The organism is Pseudomonas sp. GW821-FHT05H12 (genome assembly GCF_059419385.1).
On record NZ_JBWKRS010000008.1, the window covers coordinates 1 to 16281 of the forward strand.

General features: G+C 58.8%; 18 protein-coding genes. 9 read left to right on the plus strand and 9 right to left on the minus strand.

Features of this window, described 5'->3' with window-relative positions; translation table 11 throughout:
• Positions 1 to 315: 315 nt before the first annotated feature.
• The 4 genes from AC07SU_RS08975 to AC07SU_RS08990 form a co-directional block, all read right to left on the minus strand.
• Complete coding sequence (locus AC07SU_RS08975; protein WP_494996838.1) at positions 316 to 753, minus strand: T6SS immunity protein Tdi1 domain-containing protein; 438 nt, start codon at positions 751 to 753, stop codon at positions 316 to 318.
• A 234-nt stretch (positions 754 to 987) separates the two neighbouring features.
• Complete coding sequence (locus tag AC07SU_RS08980; RefSeq protein WP_494996839.1) at positions 988 to 2370, minus strand: KAP family P-loop NTPase fold protein; 1383 nt, start codon at positions 2368 to 2370, stop codon at positions 988 to 990.
• Positions 2371 to 2500: 130 nt separating this feature from the next.
• Complete coding sequence (locus tag AC07SU_RS08985) at positions 2501 to 3103, minus strand: hypothetical protein (protein WP_494996840.1); 603 nt, start codon at positions 3101 to 3103, stop codon at positions 2501 to 2503.
• 160 nt (positions 3104 to 3263) lie between these two features.
• Positions 3264 to 4088 (minus strand): AraC family transcriptional regulator, encoded by an 825-nt coding sequence (locus tag AC07SU_RS08990; RefSeq protein ID WP_494996841.1) that lies wholly within the window; start codon positions 4086 to 4088, stop codon positions 3264 to 3266.
• Positions 4089 to 4213: 125 nt separating this feature from the next.
• Between AC07SU_RS08990 and AC07SU_RS08995 the strand changes: the two genes are divergently transcribed.
• The 3 genes from AC07SU_RS08995 to AC07SU_RS09005 are packed head-to-tail and all read left to right on the plus strand — an operon-like array spanning position 4214 to position 7207.
• Positions 4214 to 4402, plus strand: a complete 189-nt coding sequence (locus AC07SU_RS08995) for a DUF1656 domain-containing protein (RefSeq protein WP_176995445.1) — start codon at positions 4214 to 4216, stop codon at positions 4400 to 4402.
• A 10-nt stretch (positions 4403 to 4412) separates the two neighbouring features.
• A complete protein-coding gene (locus AC07SU_RS09000; RefSeq protein WP_494996842.1) occupies positions 4413 to 5321 on the plus strand; it encodes an efflux RND transporter periplasmic adaptor subunit in 909 nt (302 codons plus the stop codon).
• Positions 5321 to 7207 (plus strand): FUSC family protein, encoded by a 1887-nt coding sequence (locus AC07SU_RS09005; RefSeq protein WP_494996843.1) that lies wholly within the window; start codon positions 5321 to 5323, stop codon positions 7205 to 7207. Before AC07SU_RS09000 ends, AC07SU_RS09005 begins: the two co-directional genes overlap by 1 nt.
• Here AC07SU_RS09005 and AC07SU_RS09010 read toward each other — a convergent pair.
• The 3 genes from AC07SU_RS09010 to AC07SU_RS09020 all read right to left on the minus strand — a co-directional run bounded on the left by AC07SU_RS09010 (position 7150) and on the right by AC07SU_RS09020 (position 9150).
• Complete coding sequence (locus tag AC07SU_RS09010; protein WP_494996844.1) at positions 7150 to 7578, minus strand: hypothetical protein; 429 nt, start codon at positions 7576 to 7578, stop codon at positions 7150 to 7152. The two genes, AC07SU_RS09005 and AC07SU_RS09010, sit on opposite strands and share 58 nt — an antisense overlap.
• Positions 7579 to 7708: 130 nt before the next feature.
• Positions 7709 to 8716, minus strand: coding sequence for an AraC family transcriptional regulator (locus AC07SU_RS09015; protein ID WP_494996845.1), 1008 nt, complete (start codon positions 8714 to 8716; stop codon positions 7709 to 7711).
• 41 nt (positions 8717 to 8757) lie between these two features.
• Positions 8758 to 9150, minus strand: a complete 393-nt coding sequence (locus tag AC07SU_RS09020; RefSeq protein WP_494996846.1) for a hypothetical protein — start codon at positions 9148 to 9150, stop codon at positions 8758 to 8760.
• Between the two features lie 319 nt (positions 9151 to 9469).
• Between AC07SU_RS09020 and AC07SU_RS09025 the strand changes: the two genes are divergently transcribed.
• Complete coding sequence (locus AC07SU_RS09025; RefSeq protein ID WP_494996847.1) at positions 9470 to 9601, plus strand: hypothetical protein; 132 nt, start codon at positions 9470 to 9472, stop codon at positions 9599 to 9601.
• A gap of 36 nt (positions 9602 to 9637) precedes the next feature.
• Here AC07SU_RS09025 and AC07SU_RS09030 read toward each other — a convergent pair whose 3' ends face one another.
• Positions 9638 to 9874 carry a DUF6555 family protein gene (locus AC07SU_RS09030; RefSeq protein WP_178918825.1) on the minus strand — a complete coding sequence of 79 codons (237 nt, stop codon included), beginning with the start codon at positions 9872 to 9874 and terminating at the stop codon, positions 9638 to 9640.
• 120 nt (positions 9875 to 9994) lie between these two features.
• Here AC07SU_RS09030 and AC07SU_RS09035 point away from each other — a divergent pair, with 120 nt between their 5' ends.
• The 4 genes from AC07SU_RS09035 (at position 9995) to AC07SU_RS09050 (ending at position 13968) form a co-directional block, all read left to right on the plus strand.
• A complete protein-coding gene (locus AC07SU_RS09035; protein ID WP_494996848.1) occupies positions 9995 to 10813 on the plus strand; it encodes an arylamine N-acetyltransferase family protein in 819 nt (272 codons plus the stop codon).
• 128 nt (positions 10814 to 10941) lie between these two features.
• Complete coding sequence (locus tag AC07SU_RS09040; protein ID WP_494996849.1) at positions 10942 to 11298, plus strand: c-type cytochrome; 357 nt, start codon at positions 10942 to 10944, stop codon at positions 11296 to 11298.
• A gap of 73 nt (positions 11299 to 11371) precedes the next feature.
• Entirely contained in the window at positions 11372 to 12700 is a 1329-nt protein-coding gene (locus tag AC07SU_RS09045) for a D-arabinono-1,4-lactone oxidase (RefSeq protein ID WP_494996951.1), read from the plus strand.
• A gap of 59 nt (positions 12701 to 12759) precedes the next feature.
• Positions 12760 to 13968 (plus strand): DSD1 family PLP-dependent enzyme, encoded by a 1209-nt coding sequence (locus tag AC07SU_RS09050; protein WP_494996952.1) that lies wholly within the window; start codon positions 12760 to 12762, stop codon positions 13966 to 13968.
• Positions 13969 to 14072: 104 nt separating this feature from the next.
• On the opposite strand, the gene AC07SU_RS09055 is transcribed toward AC07SU_RS09050, so the two are convergent.
• Positions 14073 to 15014 carry a SphA family protein gene (locus AC07SU_RS09055; protein ID WP_494996850.1) on the minus strand — a complete coding sequence of 314 codons (942 nt, stop codon included), beginning with the start codon at positions 15012 to 15014 and terminating at the stop codon, positions 14073 to 14075.
• 203 nt (positions 15015 to 15217) lie between these two features.
• Between AC07SU_RS09055 and AC07SU_RS09060 the strand changes: the two genes are divergently transcribed.
• Entirely contained in the window at positions 15218 to 16255 is a 1038-nt protein-coding gene (locus AC07SU_RS09060) for an AraC family transcriptional regulator (RefSeq protein ID WP_176995455.1), read from the plus strand.
• Positions 16256 to 16281 lie beyond the last annotated feature (26 nt).

Consider the following 16281-nt stretch of genomic DNA (forward strand, 5'->3'; position numbering starts at 1 on the left):
TGACGGTTTTTAACCTGGCGTTTGCGGGGAGTGGGGTGGTGGGTGGGGTGATGTTGGCGACGTGGGGGGCGGGGGGGGTTCCGTGGGTGGTGTTGGGGGTGTTGGTGTTGGGGGGGATGGTTGTTTGGGTTGGACGGGGGGAGGTGTTTGGGGGAAGGAGATTAGTGGTTGATTGAATTATTGCTCTGCGGGAGGCTGTTATTGGCTGAAGGCTCCACTCACGGTGGGCGGATTTCGGCCAATAGCAGACGACCAATTTCCTGCGCCCCAATATGTCTTGAGAAGGGACATGGATGAAGTGCTATGAGAGGGGCTCTATTTTGATATATCAAGACGGATTTTTGCGCCATCTGGCAACTCGCCGAGTTCCTTGGCCAGGTGTCCTGAAATTGCCACCTGTTCGTGAAGTGAAATCGTCGCTAGGTTGCTCTCTTCATACTGGCCACCTAACACGGCAGGAATTTTCAGGCAGTACTTGTACCCAGGACGAAGCAGGCCGAGTTTATCTCTTGCTTGTTTTACCAATGCCTCCATGTACCAGTCGTACAGAAAATCCTGGTTTTGAGAGAGGGCATCCAGTTCCATGCGATCATTTGCGACTCTATTGCAATAGAGTTCTTCAGGACACAGCCGCCAATAGCTACCTTCGGTGTCTTTGATAATGAGGTTGCCAAAATCATTGTCACCTACCACTTCTACGGGCTTGATTCCTACCCAGCTCCACGCTTTTTCAATTTCTTCAATCAAGTCCATGGACACCTGTCCTAATGTATTCCAATACGGCTGTCATTGTTCTTTTTTGTGCATCTTCTAGGTAGATTACGTCATTTTTGGGTGACTGCTTCTGGCCGGTAGCAGACGACTACGAAAGGGAGCTACCGCAAAAGCGGACAATTTAAGTGCTGCGGAACCCGTGGTGAGCCGGCGAGTTATCGGAGACTTACCAAACATGACGGTTAACCTAAATAAAGGCTGAAAGTCATTGCCTTAAGTTAATTGGGCAGAAAGCTTAGCTACATCAAAATATTTAATGTAGAGTTCCGCATTTCGCATTATATCGAGCGCGATCGGAGAATCTATACCGCGTCCATTTGCCAAATCTGTTAGGCTCCGGCCTTTCAAACTTAACGATCTGAAGTAGGCCCTAGCTAGCTCATGGACTGACACATTGGCCACTCCAGTATATAATTTTTCGTTCGCTGGATATTTTGAGTTCAACTCCTCCCAAAGATCTTCATCTCCATAGACAGTGCTGTACGACTGGACAATCGATGCATCCGAATGAACCAAAAACAACAAATAGACACAAAAGAAAAAATCCCATTTTCCCTCATTAAAATACCCATTGAATGTGTAAATTCTCTTGAGAATTGCCTCCAAATCTCGTATTTGAAAATCAAAGGCTAGTACCAACGCTTTAAATACAATCTGATGCGAATTTAGTTTGTCGCTGAAAAGCGATGTGGAAATTGGCTCAACGAAATCATTAAACCCATACGAAGGTTTTTCAATATGCCTTCCATAAATCTTATAATTATTAAAGGGAGGGCAAATTTCATTTTTCACATGCGTTACAATCCAGCTGTCAAGCTGTGTATTGTCTAATTTAAAAGTCGAGTCAAAAAATCTTTTAAGATAGCGCTTTGATGCAAACCCATTTCCGTAAACAGCGCAAATAGAATGTGCTAGCTGGTTGGTATCTGTTGCGATGACAAATCTACACCCTTCAATAACAAAAAAATGCTTCACACGCTCGAGTAGTTCGATAGCATATGTAGGACGGCAACGATCCAGCTCATCGATAAAAATATAAACCGGTTTCCCGCCATTGCTATTGCTGACTGTTGAAAACAACTCCCCAAGTGATTTTTTAAAGTGCTCAACCGCACTTATAGCCTCTTGATTTTTGTTTAAAATTCTCTCTACAAACTTCTCGGCCACCTCGGACGTGGCCTCACCATCTAAAACATCTAGAAAGTCTTCGCCAAGGTGTTTTTTTGCTGCTGCCTTAATAACCGATGGCGCTATCGCGACAGCTAATTCTCCTGCCCTCTTAGTGAAATCCTTAACTTTCTTTTTAACTAAACTCGGTTTTCCACCCTGCATGGAAAGCTGATCGCGGATTACAGATACAAGGGACAAAAGAGGGTCACCCAAAAAATCATTTTCCCAAGCATTGAAATAAACTACAGATCGCGATTGTTCGCTTAAAAGCTGAAGTCTCCAGTTTGTTAGAAAGTACGTTTTCCCGGCGCCCCAAGGAGAGTCTAGATTTAGTACGCGACAGATGTCTTCATCCAAATAATTTGATAAAAAATCCGCCCTTACTTTACGATCCAGTAGATCGTCACTCCAAGCAATTCCATTCATAATTTACCTCGTATTAAGCCTGTTATCACGGTGATTTAAGCTTACTTCTCAATTAGGCCGCGCAAAGCGAAGTGAGGATATATGCAAACCCAAGCAACATTTCCATCATTATTGGCGAATAAGGCGCTATTTACATAAAGCCCGAGTCTCTTACAGGAGCCCCGAGAGCAACACCGTCCCATATTGAGTTTTGAAATTCAGGTCCGCTGACTCCAAGATTAGAGATGTCATGGCAAATTTGATATCGAGCACCATCAGCTGAAACTAACTCAACGCTAACTAGCTCATAAGCATTAAAATTAAAGTCGAAATTACTAGGAAGATTGAATTCAATAGGGTGATTTATATAAATTGGTAGGATCTGCCCGGGATCAAGTAAGCAGGAAGCCATCTCTGTATCGTATAGAACTGTAAATGAATGGGGTGATTGCATATGGCCACGTTTGTCAGGTCCTCTGAGAATCTCTACCGACTTTATATATAGTGTCTGTTTTCCGTTATTGCTTAAGGTGTATCTCAGGTGTCGTATCGCAGGGCTAACAATACGATCTTTAGGGATGTCATGATTATTGTCCCCAAACTGCAATAAAATAGACTCAGGTGTGAATGTTCTTTCGAGAAGAATTAACGTCGCGCGGGAAGGATTGTGTATTTGTGAGAAGTACAACGCTGCAAATGAAACGAGTAATGCCCCGCCCGAAAAAGCCAAGGTAATTAAGTCTTTTACGTCCATCTATCAGCTCCGTCTGCACTCTGTTTATCACACCCGATTCCGAGCCATATTACCAGCACGACTTACTGAGGGCTGGATCTGCAAATTTTTGTAGTGATCGGGAACGGCCGCTTCTGGCCGAAAGCAGTCATTCACCCCGCGCACTCTCAACTCCCCCCACCTACCTGTCCCCACCAAACCGCTCACCCAGATTAATCCCCCCAACCCCCCGCACATACCTCCCCGGCGAAGCCCCCAACGTCTTCCGAAACATACTGATAAACGAACTCACCGACTCATACCCCAACGCCTCCGCCGTCCGCTGCACCGACTCCCCCTCGGCCAGGCTCTGCAACGCCACGATAATCTGCCACTGCTTGCGCCACTGCCCAAACGTCAGCCCCGTTTCGCGCTTCACCAACCGCGCCAGTGACCGTTCGCTCATCGCCACTTGCTTCGCCCACTCGGCCATGGTGCTGCGATTGTCGGGCGTCTGGGCCAGTTGGCGGGCAATGGCGCGCAACTGAGTCGAGGCGGGTAGGGGCAGGTACAGGTGTTCCGAAGGCGCTTGTTCCATTTGTTCAATCAGCACACCCGCCAGGCGGGCGGTGGGGCTTTCGGGGGGGTAGTCCTGGGGCAGGGTGCTGAGGTGCAGGATCAGTTCGAGGATGAGGGGGGATAGCACCAGGGTGCAGCATTTTTCCGGGAGGGCGGCGGCGCCGGGTTCGATGAACAGGAAGCCGACTTTGCCGTTGGCGGTGATGCGGTTGCTGTGGGCGACGCCAGCGGGGATCCATACGCCGAAACCGGTGGGCACCATCCAGACGCCGTCTTCCACGGTGCATACGATGCCGCCGTGGCAGGCCACTACCAGTTGGCCTTTGCGGTGGGTGTGTACGGCGTATTCGGCGTTGTTGCGCTGGGTGCCGAGCATCACCGCGACGGCGGGTTGCGTGAAATCATCGAGTTCAAACTGGCCCACGGTGTAGAGGGTGGTCTCGTCCATTGCGCGGCACTCAGGTGTCTGAATTTGATTATAAGTTGGCAGCATACTCAATATCGGCACGCCCGGGCACTGCCTACCATGGCAGCAGGGCCTTCAAGGTGAAGGCTGATGGTGAGACTTCTGCAATGCTCAGCGAAATCACGTTTGCCAATCTCTACCTGCCGCCGTTTCTGCTTTATGTGGGCGCTGCGGCTTTGATGTATGCGGTGCTGGAGCGGCTGATGCGCCGGTGGCTGGACTGGACCTGGCACCCCAGCCTCACGCGGTTTTTTGTCTCGCTGATTGTGCTTTCCACCCTAGTGCTGAAGCTGTGAGGGCGACGACATGAGGCTCAATAACACCCTGAAAATCCTGGTGACGCTGGTGCTGGGGCTGGTGGCCTTGCTGTTTTGCACGCAGTTGTGGCGTGCCTATGTGCTGGCGCCCTGGACGCGGGACGGGCGGGTCAGCGCGCAGGTATTGCGGATCGCGCCCGAGGTGTCCGGTCAGGTCGAGCGGTTGCTGGTGGGCGACAACCAGTGGGTGACCAAGGGCGCGTTGCTGTATCAGATCGATCAGCGTGCCTACCTGTTGGCCCAGCAGCAGCGCATGGCCGAGCTGGCCGAGGCGCGCAGTGTGTTGGCGCAGCGCACGGCGCAGTTCCGGCGTCGCACTCAGTTGGGCGATGCGATTGCGCGGGAAGAAACCGACAACGCTGCCCAAGACCTGGCCGTGGCCAAGGCGCGGATGGACGCGGCGCAGAGCCAGTTGGCCCAGGCCGAACTGGACCTGGCGCGCACGACGATTCGTTCGCCGGTGGACGGCTACGTCACGCAACTTCGCCTGCAACCGGGGGATTACGCGGTGGCGGGCAGCACCAACATCTATGTGGTTGACGGCCACAGTTTCTGGGTCACCGGGTACTTCGAAGAGACCAAGCTGCCGGGCGTGTGGGTGGGTGCGCCGGCCTCGATCAAGCTGATGGGCTTTGCGCCGTTGCTGGAAGGGCATGTGGCGAGCATCGGCCGGGGCATCGCCGACGGTAACGAGTTGCGCAGCGACAGCGGCTTGCCCCAGGTGGCGCCGACGTTCAGTTGGATACGCTTGGCGCAACGCGTGCCGGTGCGCATTGAGTTGGACGCGGTGCCCGAGGGCGTGGAGCTGGCGGCCGGGATGACGGCCAGTATCGAAGTGACCGAGCCCGGGAGCGCGCCGCATTGGCGGCTGTCGCGCTGGCTGCAGGCGTTCATGTGATGGCCGGGTACGTGGGGCGGCTATGGGCCGCACTGCCTCGGCCGTGGACCCAGGCCACCTGGGGCTACGTGGCGCGCAGTGTGATGGCGGCGACGTTGGCGTTGTGGCTGGGTTTTCAATTGCACCTGGACTCGCCGTTCTCGGCGGCGTCGACGGTGTTGTTGCTGATCCATCCGCTCCAGGGCGCGGTGATCGGCAAAGGCTTCATGCGGGTGGTGGGGACTGCGCTGGGGCTCCTGGTGGCGGTGATTTTGCTGGGGTTGTTCGCGCAGAAAATGCTGCTGTTCATCCTTGGGATTGGCGTGTGGTTGGGGCTGTGTGTCGCTGGCATGACCCTGCTGCGGCACTACCACGCCACGGCGGCGGTGGTGGCGGGGTACACGGTGTGCCTGGCGCTGGGCCCGGCCATCGTCGCGCCGCAGCAAGGCTTTGATCACCTGGTCACGCGGGGCACGGCGGTGGTGCTGGGCGTGTTGAGCCTGAGCCTGGTGGCTTCCTTGTTTGGGCGTAAGACGGTCGAGCGGCGTCTGGGCCCTATGCTCAAGGACGTTTCTTCGCGAGCACTGCGGTTGCTGGCGAGCCAGTTCAAGGGGGAGGGTGTAGCCGCTGCCGAACGGCGCCAACTCGCCCTCGACATCGCCAAGGTGGATGACCTGCTGGGGATCGGTCGAGGCGAATCCGTGTTGATCCGTTCCCGGTTGTCGACGCTGCAGGCGGGGTTGGCGTATCTGCAGGCCGTGGCCCTGCAACACCTGTCGGTCAGCCAGCCGGTCGTGGGCGTGGCTGAGGCCCTGCAAAAGCTGGCTGAAACCGATGCGGATTTTTCCACGACCGTCGCGCGGGTCAGGGCGTTGCAAGAGGGCCTTGATGAAGAGTCGATACAGCTGAGCGATCCGCTGGCGGACCTTTCCAATGCCTTGCAGAACTTCGCCTGCCTCGAACACGACACTCCGGCGCCGGCCCGTGCGGTCGGCTTCCACCGGCACTACGGCGACGCCTTGCTCAACGGCCTGCGCGCCCTGGTCGCGACTCTGGCAACCGCTGCCGTCTGGTACTTCACGGCGTGGGACCAGGGGCCAACGTTGCTTGCGGTGCTGGGCCCGTCCTGCACCTTGCTGGCGACCAGTCCCACGCCTACTCAGGGCCTTGCCGGTCTGTTCAGGGGCACGATTTACGGCATCGTGGCGGCGGCCGCGTGCAAGTTTCTGCTGCTGCCGCACATCAGCGGCTTTGCGTTGCTGGCGATGGTGCTGATCGCCTTCTGGGTGTGGGGAATACAGGCCACGACTCAGCCGCGTCATGCCTTGCAGGCCATTGCCTACCTGATCGCCTTCAACACGCTGGTCGGCACCGGTGGCACCGCCCACTACGACTTTACCGACTTCGCCAACCAGGCCCTCGCCTGGCCGGTGGCGCTGGCGATCTGCATGCTGGCTTTCCAGATCCTGCCAAGAAACCCCGCCGCCCAGGTGCGTGCGCTGAAACGGGCGTTGCACACAAGCACCGGGCGGTTACTGCGCGGTGGTGCGCGGATGGACCTGTTGAAATGGCAGGCCAGGCAACAGCATCGGATGGTGTCGTTGCAGGCCTTGCCGGGGGGCGAGCGTGACGCGGTGGGCGCGTTGTCGTTGCAACTGAGCCGCAGCTTGGGCCGGGTGTATGCCAGGACACGGGCGCTGGCGCCGGGCACACCGGTTGCGCGGTGTGCGCAGCGGGGTATTCGTCGGCTCTCCAGGCATGCGTTTGAGCCTGGAATGAACGCGGTTCAGGCTCGACGCACGGCACAGGGGTTGCGGTTGCTGGGGGCAGGGGCGTTGGCGCGGAGTTATCAGGAGGTGGCGCAATTGCTGGGGGCGTATGCGGCGTCCGGCGGCCAATCTTCATAGACAAAGCAGCCTTCAGAGACCGGGTTGCCATCCATGTGGTAAGCCACCCACGCCAGTATGTGCGCCATCCGCTTCGTCCCCGACGGCGTCAATTTGCAGGCCTCGGCGACCTCGTGCAACCGCGCCCGGCAAATATCGATGTGGTGCCGTACGCCCGAGAATCCGCCGAGGTAGCGATAAAATTCATCGAGATAAATACCCACACCGCTCACGCCATAGGTGCCCGCCACCCCTGGCGCGTCCTCGTAAATGGCCATGATGTCGTGGCCTTCCAGTGCTGCGACGCGGGTCAGCACGTCGCAAAAAGCATCCTTCAGGGCATTGCTGATCCAAAGGTTGTAGCTGTCACCGATGATGATGGGGGCGCCCATGTGGCTGTTCTCAGTGTGTAGACGGGTGTGGATCGGGCCTGACTTGCCTATGTTCGATGGCAACGCTCAGCCCCAGGCGGACGTCCAGATCCTATCCCGCACCTGGCGGTACTTCAACGGTGGGTTACCACTACAACGCCCGCACCGGAATGCAAATCTCGCAGTTGAATTCCCCGGTCTGAGGATCAATCACCGTAGGCGCCGAAAACATCTCGAAGCACGGGCGGTCGTCGCATTGCAGCCCGCTGGACGGCATCCATTCTCGCGTCAGCCACATCCAGGCGTTGGCGATCTGTTCCGGTTTGCCCTTGAAGCGCGCCACGGCGTACCGACCGCCCGGCAGCGTCTGGATATCGGCCTGGCCGCTGGCGACAAACTGCGCCGGTACTTCGACGCACGCGTCATAGCGGCACTTGTTCGCGGGGGTGAGCGACGGGTCGTCATAGCCTATGCCGTAGCAGGTTTGATCGCTGAGGCCATGGGAATGCATCCATGGCGCCATGACCCCGCGCCAGAACTCGCCGATGGCTGGCCCGTAGGGGCCGATCAAACGTTGGTACGCGACACGTGCTTTGGGTAAATCGATCATGCGTACATCCATGGCAAAGGCTTCCGCTGGCTGATAAGAGCCGTCAGATTCGCCGAACTCGCGCTCGCCCGCCTGATGTGGATTGCCGAAGACCTGATCAGGATTGCTCTCCTGGCTGCCGGGCGACTGCCCAATCGCGGCGGCCTGGGCTTTGAGCCGCTCAAGCGTGGTGGCGCGCCAGGCGGAGGGCGTGCAGCCGAACTTGAGCTTGAAGGCCCGCGCAAAGGCTTCACCGGATTGGAAGCCGGTGGCCAATGCGGTTTCCAGTACGGTTTCCGGAGTGCCGCAAGACAACCGAAAGGCGGCTTTCTCCAGCCGCCGACGCTGCGCATAGCTGCCCAGGGTTTCGCCCATCCAGGCGGCGAAGATCCGATGAAAATGGAAGCGCGAGAAATTGGCGATGTCGGCCAGCTGCGCGCCGTCCAACGATTGATCGAGGTGCGCGTCGATGTGGTTGAGTACACGGTTTATGCGGCGTGTGTACTCGGCACGGGAGGCTTGGGCGGAGGGTTTGGTGGGCATGGTGGGGGGCTGAAAGTCAGTGTTCATCTTGCAGATATGCTGTTGATAGTCAGACCAGTCGGCATGCGTTAATCAAACATTATGCAAACGGGCTCCACTTCCACCTGTGCATTTTCACAGGCCCCTACCAAATCTCGTACGCAGTAAAGTTTCCATCCTTTTCCAGCCCCCCACTTGGCAGCAACAGGGCCAAGCGAAGATTCCTCCTCTTGTATTGCCCGGACCCAATCGTCGTGCCCGATCTCTGCGATCAGTTGCGTTTGGTAGGCCTGTAAAAATGGCAGCAAGGTTTTCGCTTGATCGACCTCAATGACTACAAACTCTTCTGTGTCGAGTTGCTGTTTAACACTGTCGACCAGTTCGCGAGCCTGCGGTGGGAGCGCATCTAACACGGCCTCCAAGGCCGACCCTGACTTGTCGCCACTTTGGAACGTACCGCAACTGATGTTTCCTCCTGCCATGTGCCTTTCCTTGTAATGTTTTCGACGCCCAGCTAAGGCATTTTGCGATCAAGTTTCATACAGGGGAGGGCATCGTTTGCAACCTGCCCAGGGTAGTTCACGCAGGATCAGACGGATAGCTGCCAGTTACAAGCGTGTTTTCGACACGAGTCCACTAGTCCGGCTACAAGTATGAGGTCAGTAAGACTTAAGTCTAACAACGGGCTCCCTGACAGTCAGGCTTTGCAAGCTACAGTGTCAGCTGTGCTTGTAGTCGAATATCCCGGCTACAACCATGGTTTACAACGGCATGTACCCATCAAATCAAGGAGGTAGCCATATGAGCATCAAGCCAGGGCCTAAGCCCATCGCCAAATCGACTGGCAAAGAAGATCAACGTCGTCATGTCACTCCCGAGAACAAACCCAAACACCCAACTCTGGAAGAGCATAAGCACAAAAAAGGAGATTGATCTGTAAAGCCCCGCGTTGCACCGCGGGGCTTTTTTTTACTTCGGCGCAACCCACGTCACCTCAGTAATCCCAAACTTCTCCGCCCAGGGCCGTGTGGTTTTCTTGACCTGCTCATGCCCCACACGCCCGACGCGGCTGACGTGGGCGATGTCGGCATCCACCGCTGCCCAGTGCCAGGCCTCGGCGTTGTTCATGATTTCGGCGCGCACTACAAAGGATTTCGGTTGACCGTGCAGCTGGTAATGGATGGTGTAGATTTTTGCGGTACTCATGTTGCCTCCCTGTCTTGTTATGAATGGATAGGTTGGCGTTCAAAAAGGTTCACTCAAAATGACAAGGTGCACACTGGCGCGGCATAGTGACGCCTCTGCCACGTGCCCAAGGAATGTGCCATGCCCCACCTGACCCACAGCCAGCGCTACCTGCAGCGCCTGGGTTATGACGCGCCGCCACCGCCGACCCTGCAGACCTTGCAAGAGCTGCAACTGCGTCACGTGTGTACCTTTGCGTTCGAGAGCCTGTCGACCTTGATGCACCTGCCGGTGCCGATCGACCTGGCCAGCGTCGAGCAGAAAGTGTTGTTTGATGGGCGCGGCGGCTATTGCTATGAGCTGAACCAGATGTTCCTGGCGCTATTGCAGGAACTGGGCTTCGAGGCGCGGGGCATTACCGGCTGGGTGGTGATGGGCGGGCCGCCGGACGTGCGCACCGGGCGTACCCATCGCCTGAGCCTGGTGACCCTGGACGGGGTGCGCTATATCACCGACGTCGGCTTTGGCGGCATGGTGCCCAGCAGCCCGCTGCGCCTGGACACCGAAGCGCCGCAAGCCACCGCCCACGAACCCTATCGCCTGACGCACCATGAGGGGCAGTACACGCTGTGGGCCCAGGTCGCCGAAGAATGGCGTGGCCTGTATGTGTTCGACCTGCAAGAACAGGTGGCTATCGACTATGAAATCGGCAACTGGTACGTCTCCACGCACCCGGGCTCGACGTTCGTGGGCCAGTTGAAGGCCGCGCTGCTGGCGCCGGGCAAGCGCTATACCTTGAACAACACGAACTACGCGGTCCACTCCCTTGACCAGCCCAGCGAAAAGCGCACCCTCGACAGTGCCGATGAATTGCTGGCGTTGCTCGGCAGCACCTTTGGCCTGCGTGTGGCGCAACTGCCTGCGCTGCGCACCGCCCTCGAAGGCCTGCTGCAGGCCTGACCGCCCAATGCGGGGCAGGGTGGCTGGCCGCCCAAGCCCCCCTTTGTGTCCCCCAAAACCCTCAACGCCGCGAGACGGCTGCCTTAGTGTGGACTGCACTTTCCACCGTATAAGAAGAGAGGGTGGCCATGCGCCGCATCGCGTTACTGTTGGCTCTGCTCGGCCTGCTGACGGCCTGTGACGATAAACCCAAACCCCGCCCCGAAAGCGCCTCCGCTGCCACCGCCATGCCCGCCGACCCGGCGCTGGCCCAGGTCTACGACACCAGTTGCAAGCTGTGCCACGCCAACCCGGCGTCCGGCGCGCCGCTGACTGGCGACCGCAGCGCCTGGAACCCGCGTGTGGCCCAGGGCGCGGACACCCTGCTGGATCACAGCATCAACGGCTACAACGGCATGCCACCGATGGGCCTGTGCATGCAGTGTTCCGAAGAGCAGTTCCTGGCGTTGATCAGCTTTATGTCCGGTACTCAAATCCAACAATAAGAAGGGGTGGTGGATGACGCTTTCACGGCGGCAACTCTTGCAACGTTCGGCGGCTGCCGGCGCCTTTCTGGCGCTGACCAGCAACCCGGTGCTGGCCCAATTGGCGCGTGCGCCACGCCTGATTCCGTGGCGCAACTGGTCGGGGGCGCAGACCTGCCTGCCCTTGGCGCGCCTGGCGCCGAAGGACCTGGATGAACTGGTGCAGGTGATACGCCAGGCGCCGGGCACCATTCGGCCAGTGGGATCGGCCCATTCGTTCAGCGCGCTGGTGCCAACCGACGGCACGCTGTTGTCCCTGAGCTATTTCAACGGTCTGCTCGAGCATGACCCCGCCACGTTGCAGGCTACTTTCGCAGCCGGTACGCCGATGTCGCGCATGGGGCCGGCGCTCAAGGCGGTGGGGCAGGCGCTGCCGAACATGGCCGATATCGATTACCAGACCCTGGCCGGGGCGATTTCCACCTCCACCCATGGCACAGGCGTGGGCTTCACCTCGTATTCAGGCTGCGTCACCGGCATGCAACTGGTGACGGCCCAGGGCGAAGTGCTTGATTGCGACGCCGAGCATCACCCCGAGGTATTCAGTGCGGCCCGGGTGTCCCTCGGCGCCTTGGGCGTGGCCACCCGGATCCGCTCGCAGAACCGCGCGCCGTACCGTTTGCGGGAGCGCCAGTGGATCGCCAAGACCGAAGAACTGCTGGAAGACGTCGACAAGAACACCCGGGAAAACCAGCACTGGGAGATGCTGGTGGTCACCCATTCCGACTACGCCTTGTCCATCGCGCTCAACGAAACCACCGACCCCGAGACCCCACCCATCGACCCGGCCGAGGCGGGTGGCAATGAGTTCGTGACGATCATCGAGAAGCTCGACAAGTACGCCAGTGACTTCCCCGACACGCGCCGCACCTTGCTCAACAGCCTGCGGTTTTTTGCCAGTTTCCAGGACCGGGTGGCCGAGTCGTTCCTGGTGTACGCCAATGTGCGCAATGTGCGTTTCAACGAGATGGAGTACTCGGTGCCCGCCGAGCATGGCCCGGCGTGCCTGCGGGAAATCCTCAAGCTGATCAACGACAAGGACCTGCGCACCTGGTTTCCCATCGAGTACCGCTACGTCAAGGCCGACAATATCCCCTTGAGCATGTTCGAAGGCCGCGACAGTTGCTCGATCTCCGTGCACCAGCACTACGCGATGGACCATCACAACTTCTTTGCCGCCGTGGAGCCGATTTTCTGGAAGTACGCCGGGCGCCCGCACTGGGGCAAGTTGCACACCCTCAACGCCCGCACCTTGCAGCCGCTGTACCCACGCTGGGACGAATTTACCCGGGTACGCCGCGAGTTGGACCCCAGCGGCAAATTCCTCAATGCACACCTGTCATCCATCCTGGGAGTGGCCTGATGAACCGCCGACATTTCGTACTGGGCAGCGCCGCCGTGCTGGCGGCCGGTGCCTGGCTGCTGCGCCCGAGTGATCGCGGCGGCCCCTACAGCGAGTATTTCCGCACCCTCAATGCCGAACTCAAGGCCCACGGGCCGATGCGCCCGGTGATGCTGATCGACCTCGACCGCCTGGACCACAACATCGACGTGGTGATGCAGTCGGTGAAGCGCGGCGGCAAGCATCTGCGGCTGGTGGAGAAGTCTTTGCCGTCGCCAGGGCTGTTGGCGTACATCGCCAAGCGCGCGGGGACGCAGCGCTTGATGTCGTTTCATCAGCCGTTCTTGAACCATGACGCCCAGGTGTTTCCCGAGGCCGATATCCTGATCGGCAAGCCGCTGCCGGTGCGGTCGGCCGAGCTGTTTTATCAAACCCACAGGGGCACGTTCGACCCTGCGCGGCAATTGCAGTGGTTGCTGGATACGCCGCAGCGTCTGCAGCAATACCTGGAGTTGGCGCAGGGCCGGGGCACGCGCTTGCAGGTCAATATCGAGTTGGACGTGGGGTTGCACCGTGGCGGCATCAGCGACAACGCCATGCTGGGGCAGATGCTCACACTGATCGGCGCCCACCCGCAGCACCTGGCGTTCGCCGGTTTCATGGGCTACGACCCGTTCGTGGGCATGGGCGTGCCGGGGATTCTCGGTTCGCCCCAGGCATTGTTCGAGCAGGTGATGCAACGCTACAACGGCTATGTCGACTTCACCCGCCAGCACGTGGCCGGGCTGTGGAGGGAAGGGCTGACCTTGAACACCGCCGGCAGCCCGAGCTATCGCATTCATGAGCAAGAACGCTTGAGCACGGAAGTGTCGGTGGGCACGGCGTTGCTCAAGCCTACCCATTACGACCTGGCGTCCCTCAGCGAGCATGTGCCCGCCGCGTTTATTGCCACGCCGGTATTAAAAAGCACCGGGCCGGTGAACATCCCGGCACTGGACGGCAAATCGCGGGTGTTCTCGTGGTGGGACCCGAACCAGCGCAGCACGTTTTTTATCTATGGCGGCAACTGGATGGCCGAATTCGAATCGCCCCAGGGGCTGCAAAGCAATGACCTGTATGGGCGCAGTTCGAACCAGGAGATGGTCAACGGCTCGCCGTCGGTGGGTTTGAATGTTGAGGACCAGGTGTTCCTGCGGCCCACCCAGAGTGAGTTCGTGCTCCTGCAGTTCGGTGATTTACTCGCGGTACGTGGCGGCAAGATCGTCGACACCTGGCCCGTCTACACCTGACACCCCGAGGTAAAAATGTGGGAGCTGGCTTGCCCGCGATGCAGGCACCTCGGTGTGTCAGTCACACCTCGGTGATGCCATCGCAGGCAAGCCAGCTCCCACATTTATAGGGCAAACGGAATGCTCAGCTTCGCCCACAACATGTCGCCTTCCGGGCGGTTCTTCACGTCGAATTCCTTGGCCCAACGGATCTCCGCACTGGCGTACTTGAGAAAGGTGAAATACACCGCAGGACCGATCGCAAACACCTGCCCGCGCACGCCGTCGTTCACGTCCTCGCCGAAGATGTTGACCACCGTGCGCCCGTACTGCTTATCGTCGGTGGTCTGCTTGAGGTAGTAGCCGTTGACCCCCAGGCTCAGGTTGTCGGTCACTTTGTAGCTGGCCGAATAATCGAAGTGGAAGATCTGCCCGGAACGGTAGTCGGTGTCGTGGTTCTCTTCGTTGAAGCTGTAGGTGGTCTTGATCGACAGTTCCGTGCGCGCGTTGGGCATCCAGGTGGCCGAGACCAATGGCTTGTAGGTGTAGAAGTTGTTGCTGGTGTTGGCCAACCGCGTGGCGTCGTATTCGCCGGTGGGCAGGGTGATTTCCACGGCGGCGGCCAGGGTCAGGTCCTTGCCCATGTCCCACAGGATGATCGGCGCGACGGTGGTGTCACCCATGCTTTCGCGGGTGTCAGCCATACCGAACAACGACACCTGCTGCTTGAGGTAGGGTTGCGCGATGTAGCCGCCCAGCCGTCCGCCAAAGATGCGCACCGGGCTCAGGTAGTCCAGGCGCGGGATGATGGCGTCGGACTTGATGCGCACGTCCGGCACCTTGCCGCCCAGGGAGCTGATGTCCAGTTTGCGCGCCTCGTAGTGGTTGTAATACAGGTTGAAGGCGAACATATGGTCCGGCAGGTTGTTCACGTCCAGGGGCAGGATGTAGAAACCATCGGTGCCGGGGCCGATGTTGTCGACGCCGCCTTCGGTGGCCAGGGCCGGCAGGCTGATCAGGCTCAACAGCGCAAAATGCAGGGGGTGAAACGCACGGGTGGGGTTCATGTCTGGCCTCTTTATTATTGTTAGGTCACCGCAGGCCATAGAAATAAGCCCTCGGCGCGCAGCGAGGCAGGGTTTTGGAGGACAGATAGGGGGACTTTGCCGGACAGGTTTCACTCAGTATGCAACGACTCTTGCAAGCGCCTATGATTGTCAGAATGTTTCTAAAACAAGAACTGAAGCACTCAGTCAGGAACCCGTGATCCATGCAAAGGAAAGCCGTTGATCCTCAATTCGAGCTGGCGCTCGTGTCGCCGTTCCTGTTGCAGACCCTTGGGCAGGTGGTGGCGCAAAAGGGCGCCAGTGCTGAAGCCCTGTGCCGTGGCTTGGGGTTCACCCTGGCCGACCTGGATGACCCGGCCCAACGCATTTCCTATCGCCAAGCGGTCGCGATGATCCAGCGCGCGCTCAAGGTGCTGCCCGACCAGGGCCTGGGCCTGTGTGTGGGACACCAGAACGTGTTGGGCACCCTGGGCTTGCTCGGCCATGTGATTTCCCTGTGCAAGACCCTGCGCGACGCCTTCGCCATCGGCGAGCGCCACCAGCACACCTCCGGCGGCATCGCCACCACCCGCACCCATGAAAGCGCCCATGAAGTGTTTATCGACGTCGAATGCCTGCTGCCTTACGCCGAGGTGCAGGTGTTTGCCGCTGAAGAGTTCTTCGCCAGCATCATGGTGTATGGCCGCGCGTTGGTAGGGGCGGACTTTATGCCGCTGCGGGTCGAATTCATGCACGCGGCGCCGCCCTATGCAGCGGAGTACCAGCGCCTGTTCGGCGATGACGTGCGGTTCGGCTGCCTGCACAACCGCATGGTGCTGGCGCCCCATTGGATGGACGTGCGTTTGCCCAATCACCATGCCCTGGCGTTGCGCCAGGCCTTGGAATTACTTGAGCTGGAAAGCGCGCAGTTGCACCAGAAGATGGACCTCATCCAGGCGGTGGAACGCGCCATCTCCCGCGACCTGCAAGGCAGCCAGTTGGAGAAGGTCGCCAGCGACCTCAACATGAGCGGCCGCACCCTGCGCCGACGCCTCACCGAGCACGGGCTGACCTTCGAGGGCCTGCTGGAACAGGTGCGGCGTGCGCGCACCATGGGCTTGCTGGGCAACCCGGGGTTGTCGATCGAGCGGATCACCGAAGAGGTCGGCTACAGCGATGTGCGCAGCTTTCGACGGGCGTTCAAGCGCTGGACGGGGGTGAGCCCCAGTGCATTTCGCGGGGAGGGAGGAGGGCTGGCGTAGTCCTTCGGGTGGTCCCGTTGCGGACG

Coding starts and splice junctions, on each gene's coding strand:
- AC07SU_RS08975 (WP_494996838.1), bottom strand. CDS start 753: ATGGACTTGATTGAAGAAATTGAAAAAGCGTGGAGCTGGGTAGGAATC.
- AC07SU_RS08980 (WP_494996839.1), bottom strand. CDS start 2,370: ATGAATGGAATTGCTTGGAGTGACGATCTACTGGATCGTAAAGTAAGG.
- AC07SU_RS08985 (WP_494996840.1), bottom strand. CDS start 3,103: ATGGACGTAAAAGACTTAATTACCTTGGCTTTTTCGGGCGGGGCATTA.
- AC07SU_RS08990 (WP_494996841.1), bottom strand. CDS start 4,088: ATGGACGAGACCACCCTCTACACCGTGGGCCAGTTTGAACTCGATGAT.
- AC07SU_RS08995 (WP_176995445.1), top strand. CDS start 4,214: ATGCTCAGCGAAATCACGTTTGCCAATCTCTACCTGCCGCCGTTTCTG.
- AC07SU_RS09000 (WP_494996842.1), top strand. CDS start 4,413: ATGAGGCTCAATAACACCCTGAAAATCCTGGTGACGCTGGTGCTGGGG.
- AC07SU_RS09005 (WP_494996843.1), top strand. CDS start 5,321: ATGGCCGGGTACGTGGGGCGGCTATGGGCCGCACTGCCTCGGCCGTGG.
- AC07SU_RS09010 (WP_494996844.1), bottom strand. CDS start 7,578: ATGGGCGCCCCCATCATCATCGGTGACAGCTACAACCTTTGGATCAGC.
- AC07SU_RS09015 (WP_494996845.1), bottom strand. CDS start 8,716: ATGAACACTGACTTTCAGCCCCCCACCATGCCCACCAAACCCTCCGCC.
- AC07SU_RS09020 (WP_494996846.1), bottom strand. CDS start 9,150: ATGGCAGGAGGAAACATCAGTTGCGGTACGTTCCAAAGTGGCGACAAG.
- AC07SU_RS09025 (WP_494996847.1), top strand. CDS start 9,470: ATGAGCATCAAGCCAGGGCCTAAGCCCATCGCCAAATCGACTGGCAAA.
- AC07SU_RS09030 (WP_178918825.1), bottom strand. CDS start 9,874: ATGAGTACCGCAAAAATCTACACCATCCATTACCAGCTGCACGGTCAA.
- AC07SU_RS09035 (WP_494996848.1), top strand. CDS start 9,995: ATGCCCCACCTGACCCACAGCCAGCGCTACCTGCAGCGCCTGGGTTAT.
- AC07SU_RS09040 (WP_494996849.1), top strand. CDS start 10,942: ATGCGCCGCATCGCGTTACTGTTGGCTCTGCTCGGCCTGCTGACGGCC.
- AC07SU_RS09055 (WP_494996850.1), bottom strand. CDS start 15,014: ATGAACCCCACCCGTGCGTTTCACCCCCTGCATTTTGCGCTGTTGAGC.
- AC07SU_RS09060 (WP_176995455.1), top strand. CDS start 15,218: ATGCAAAGGAAAGCCGTTGATCCTCAATTCGAGCTGGCGCTCGTGTCG.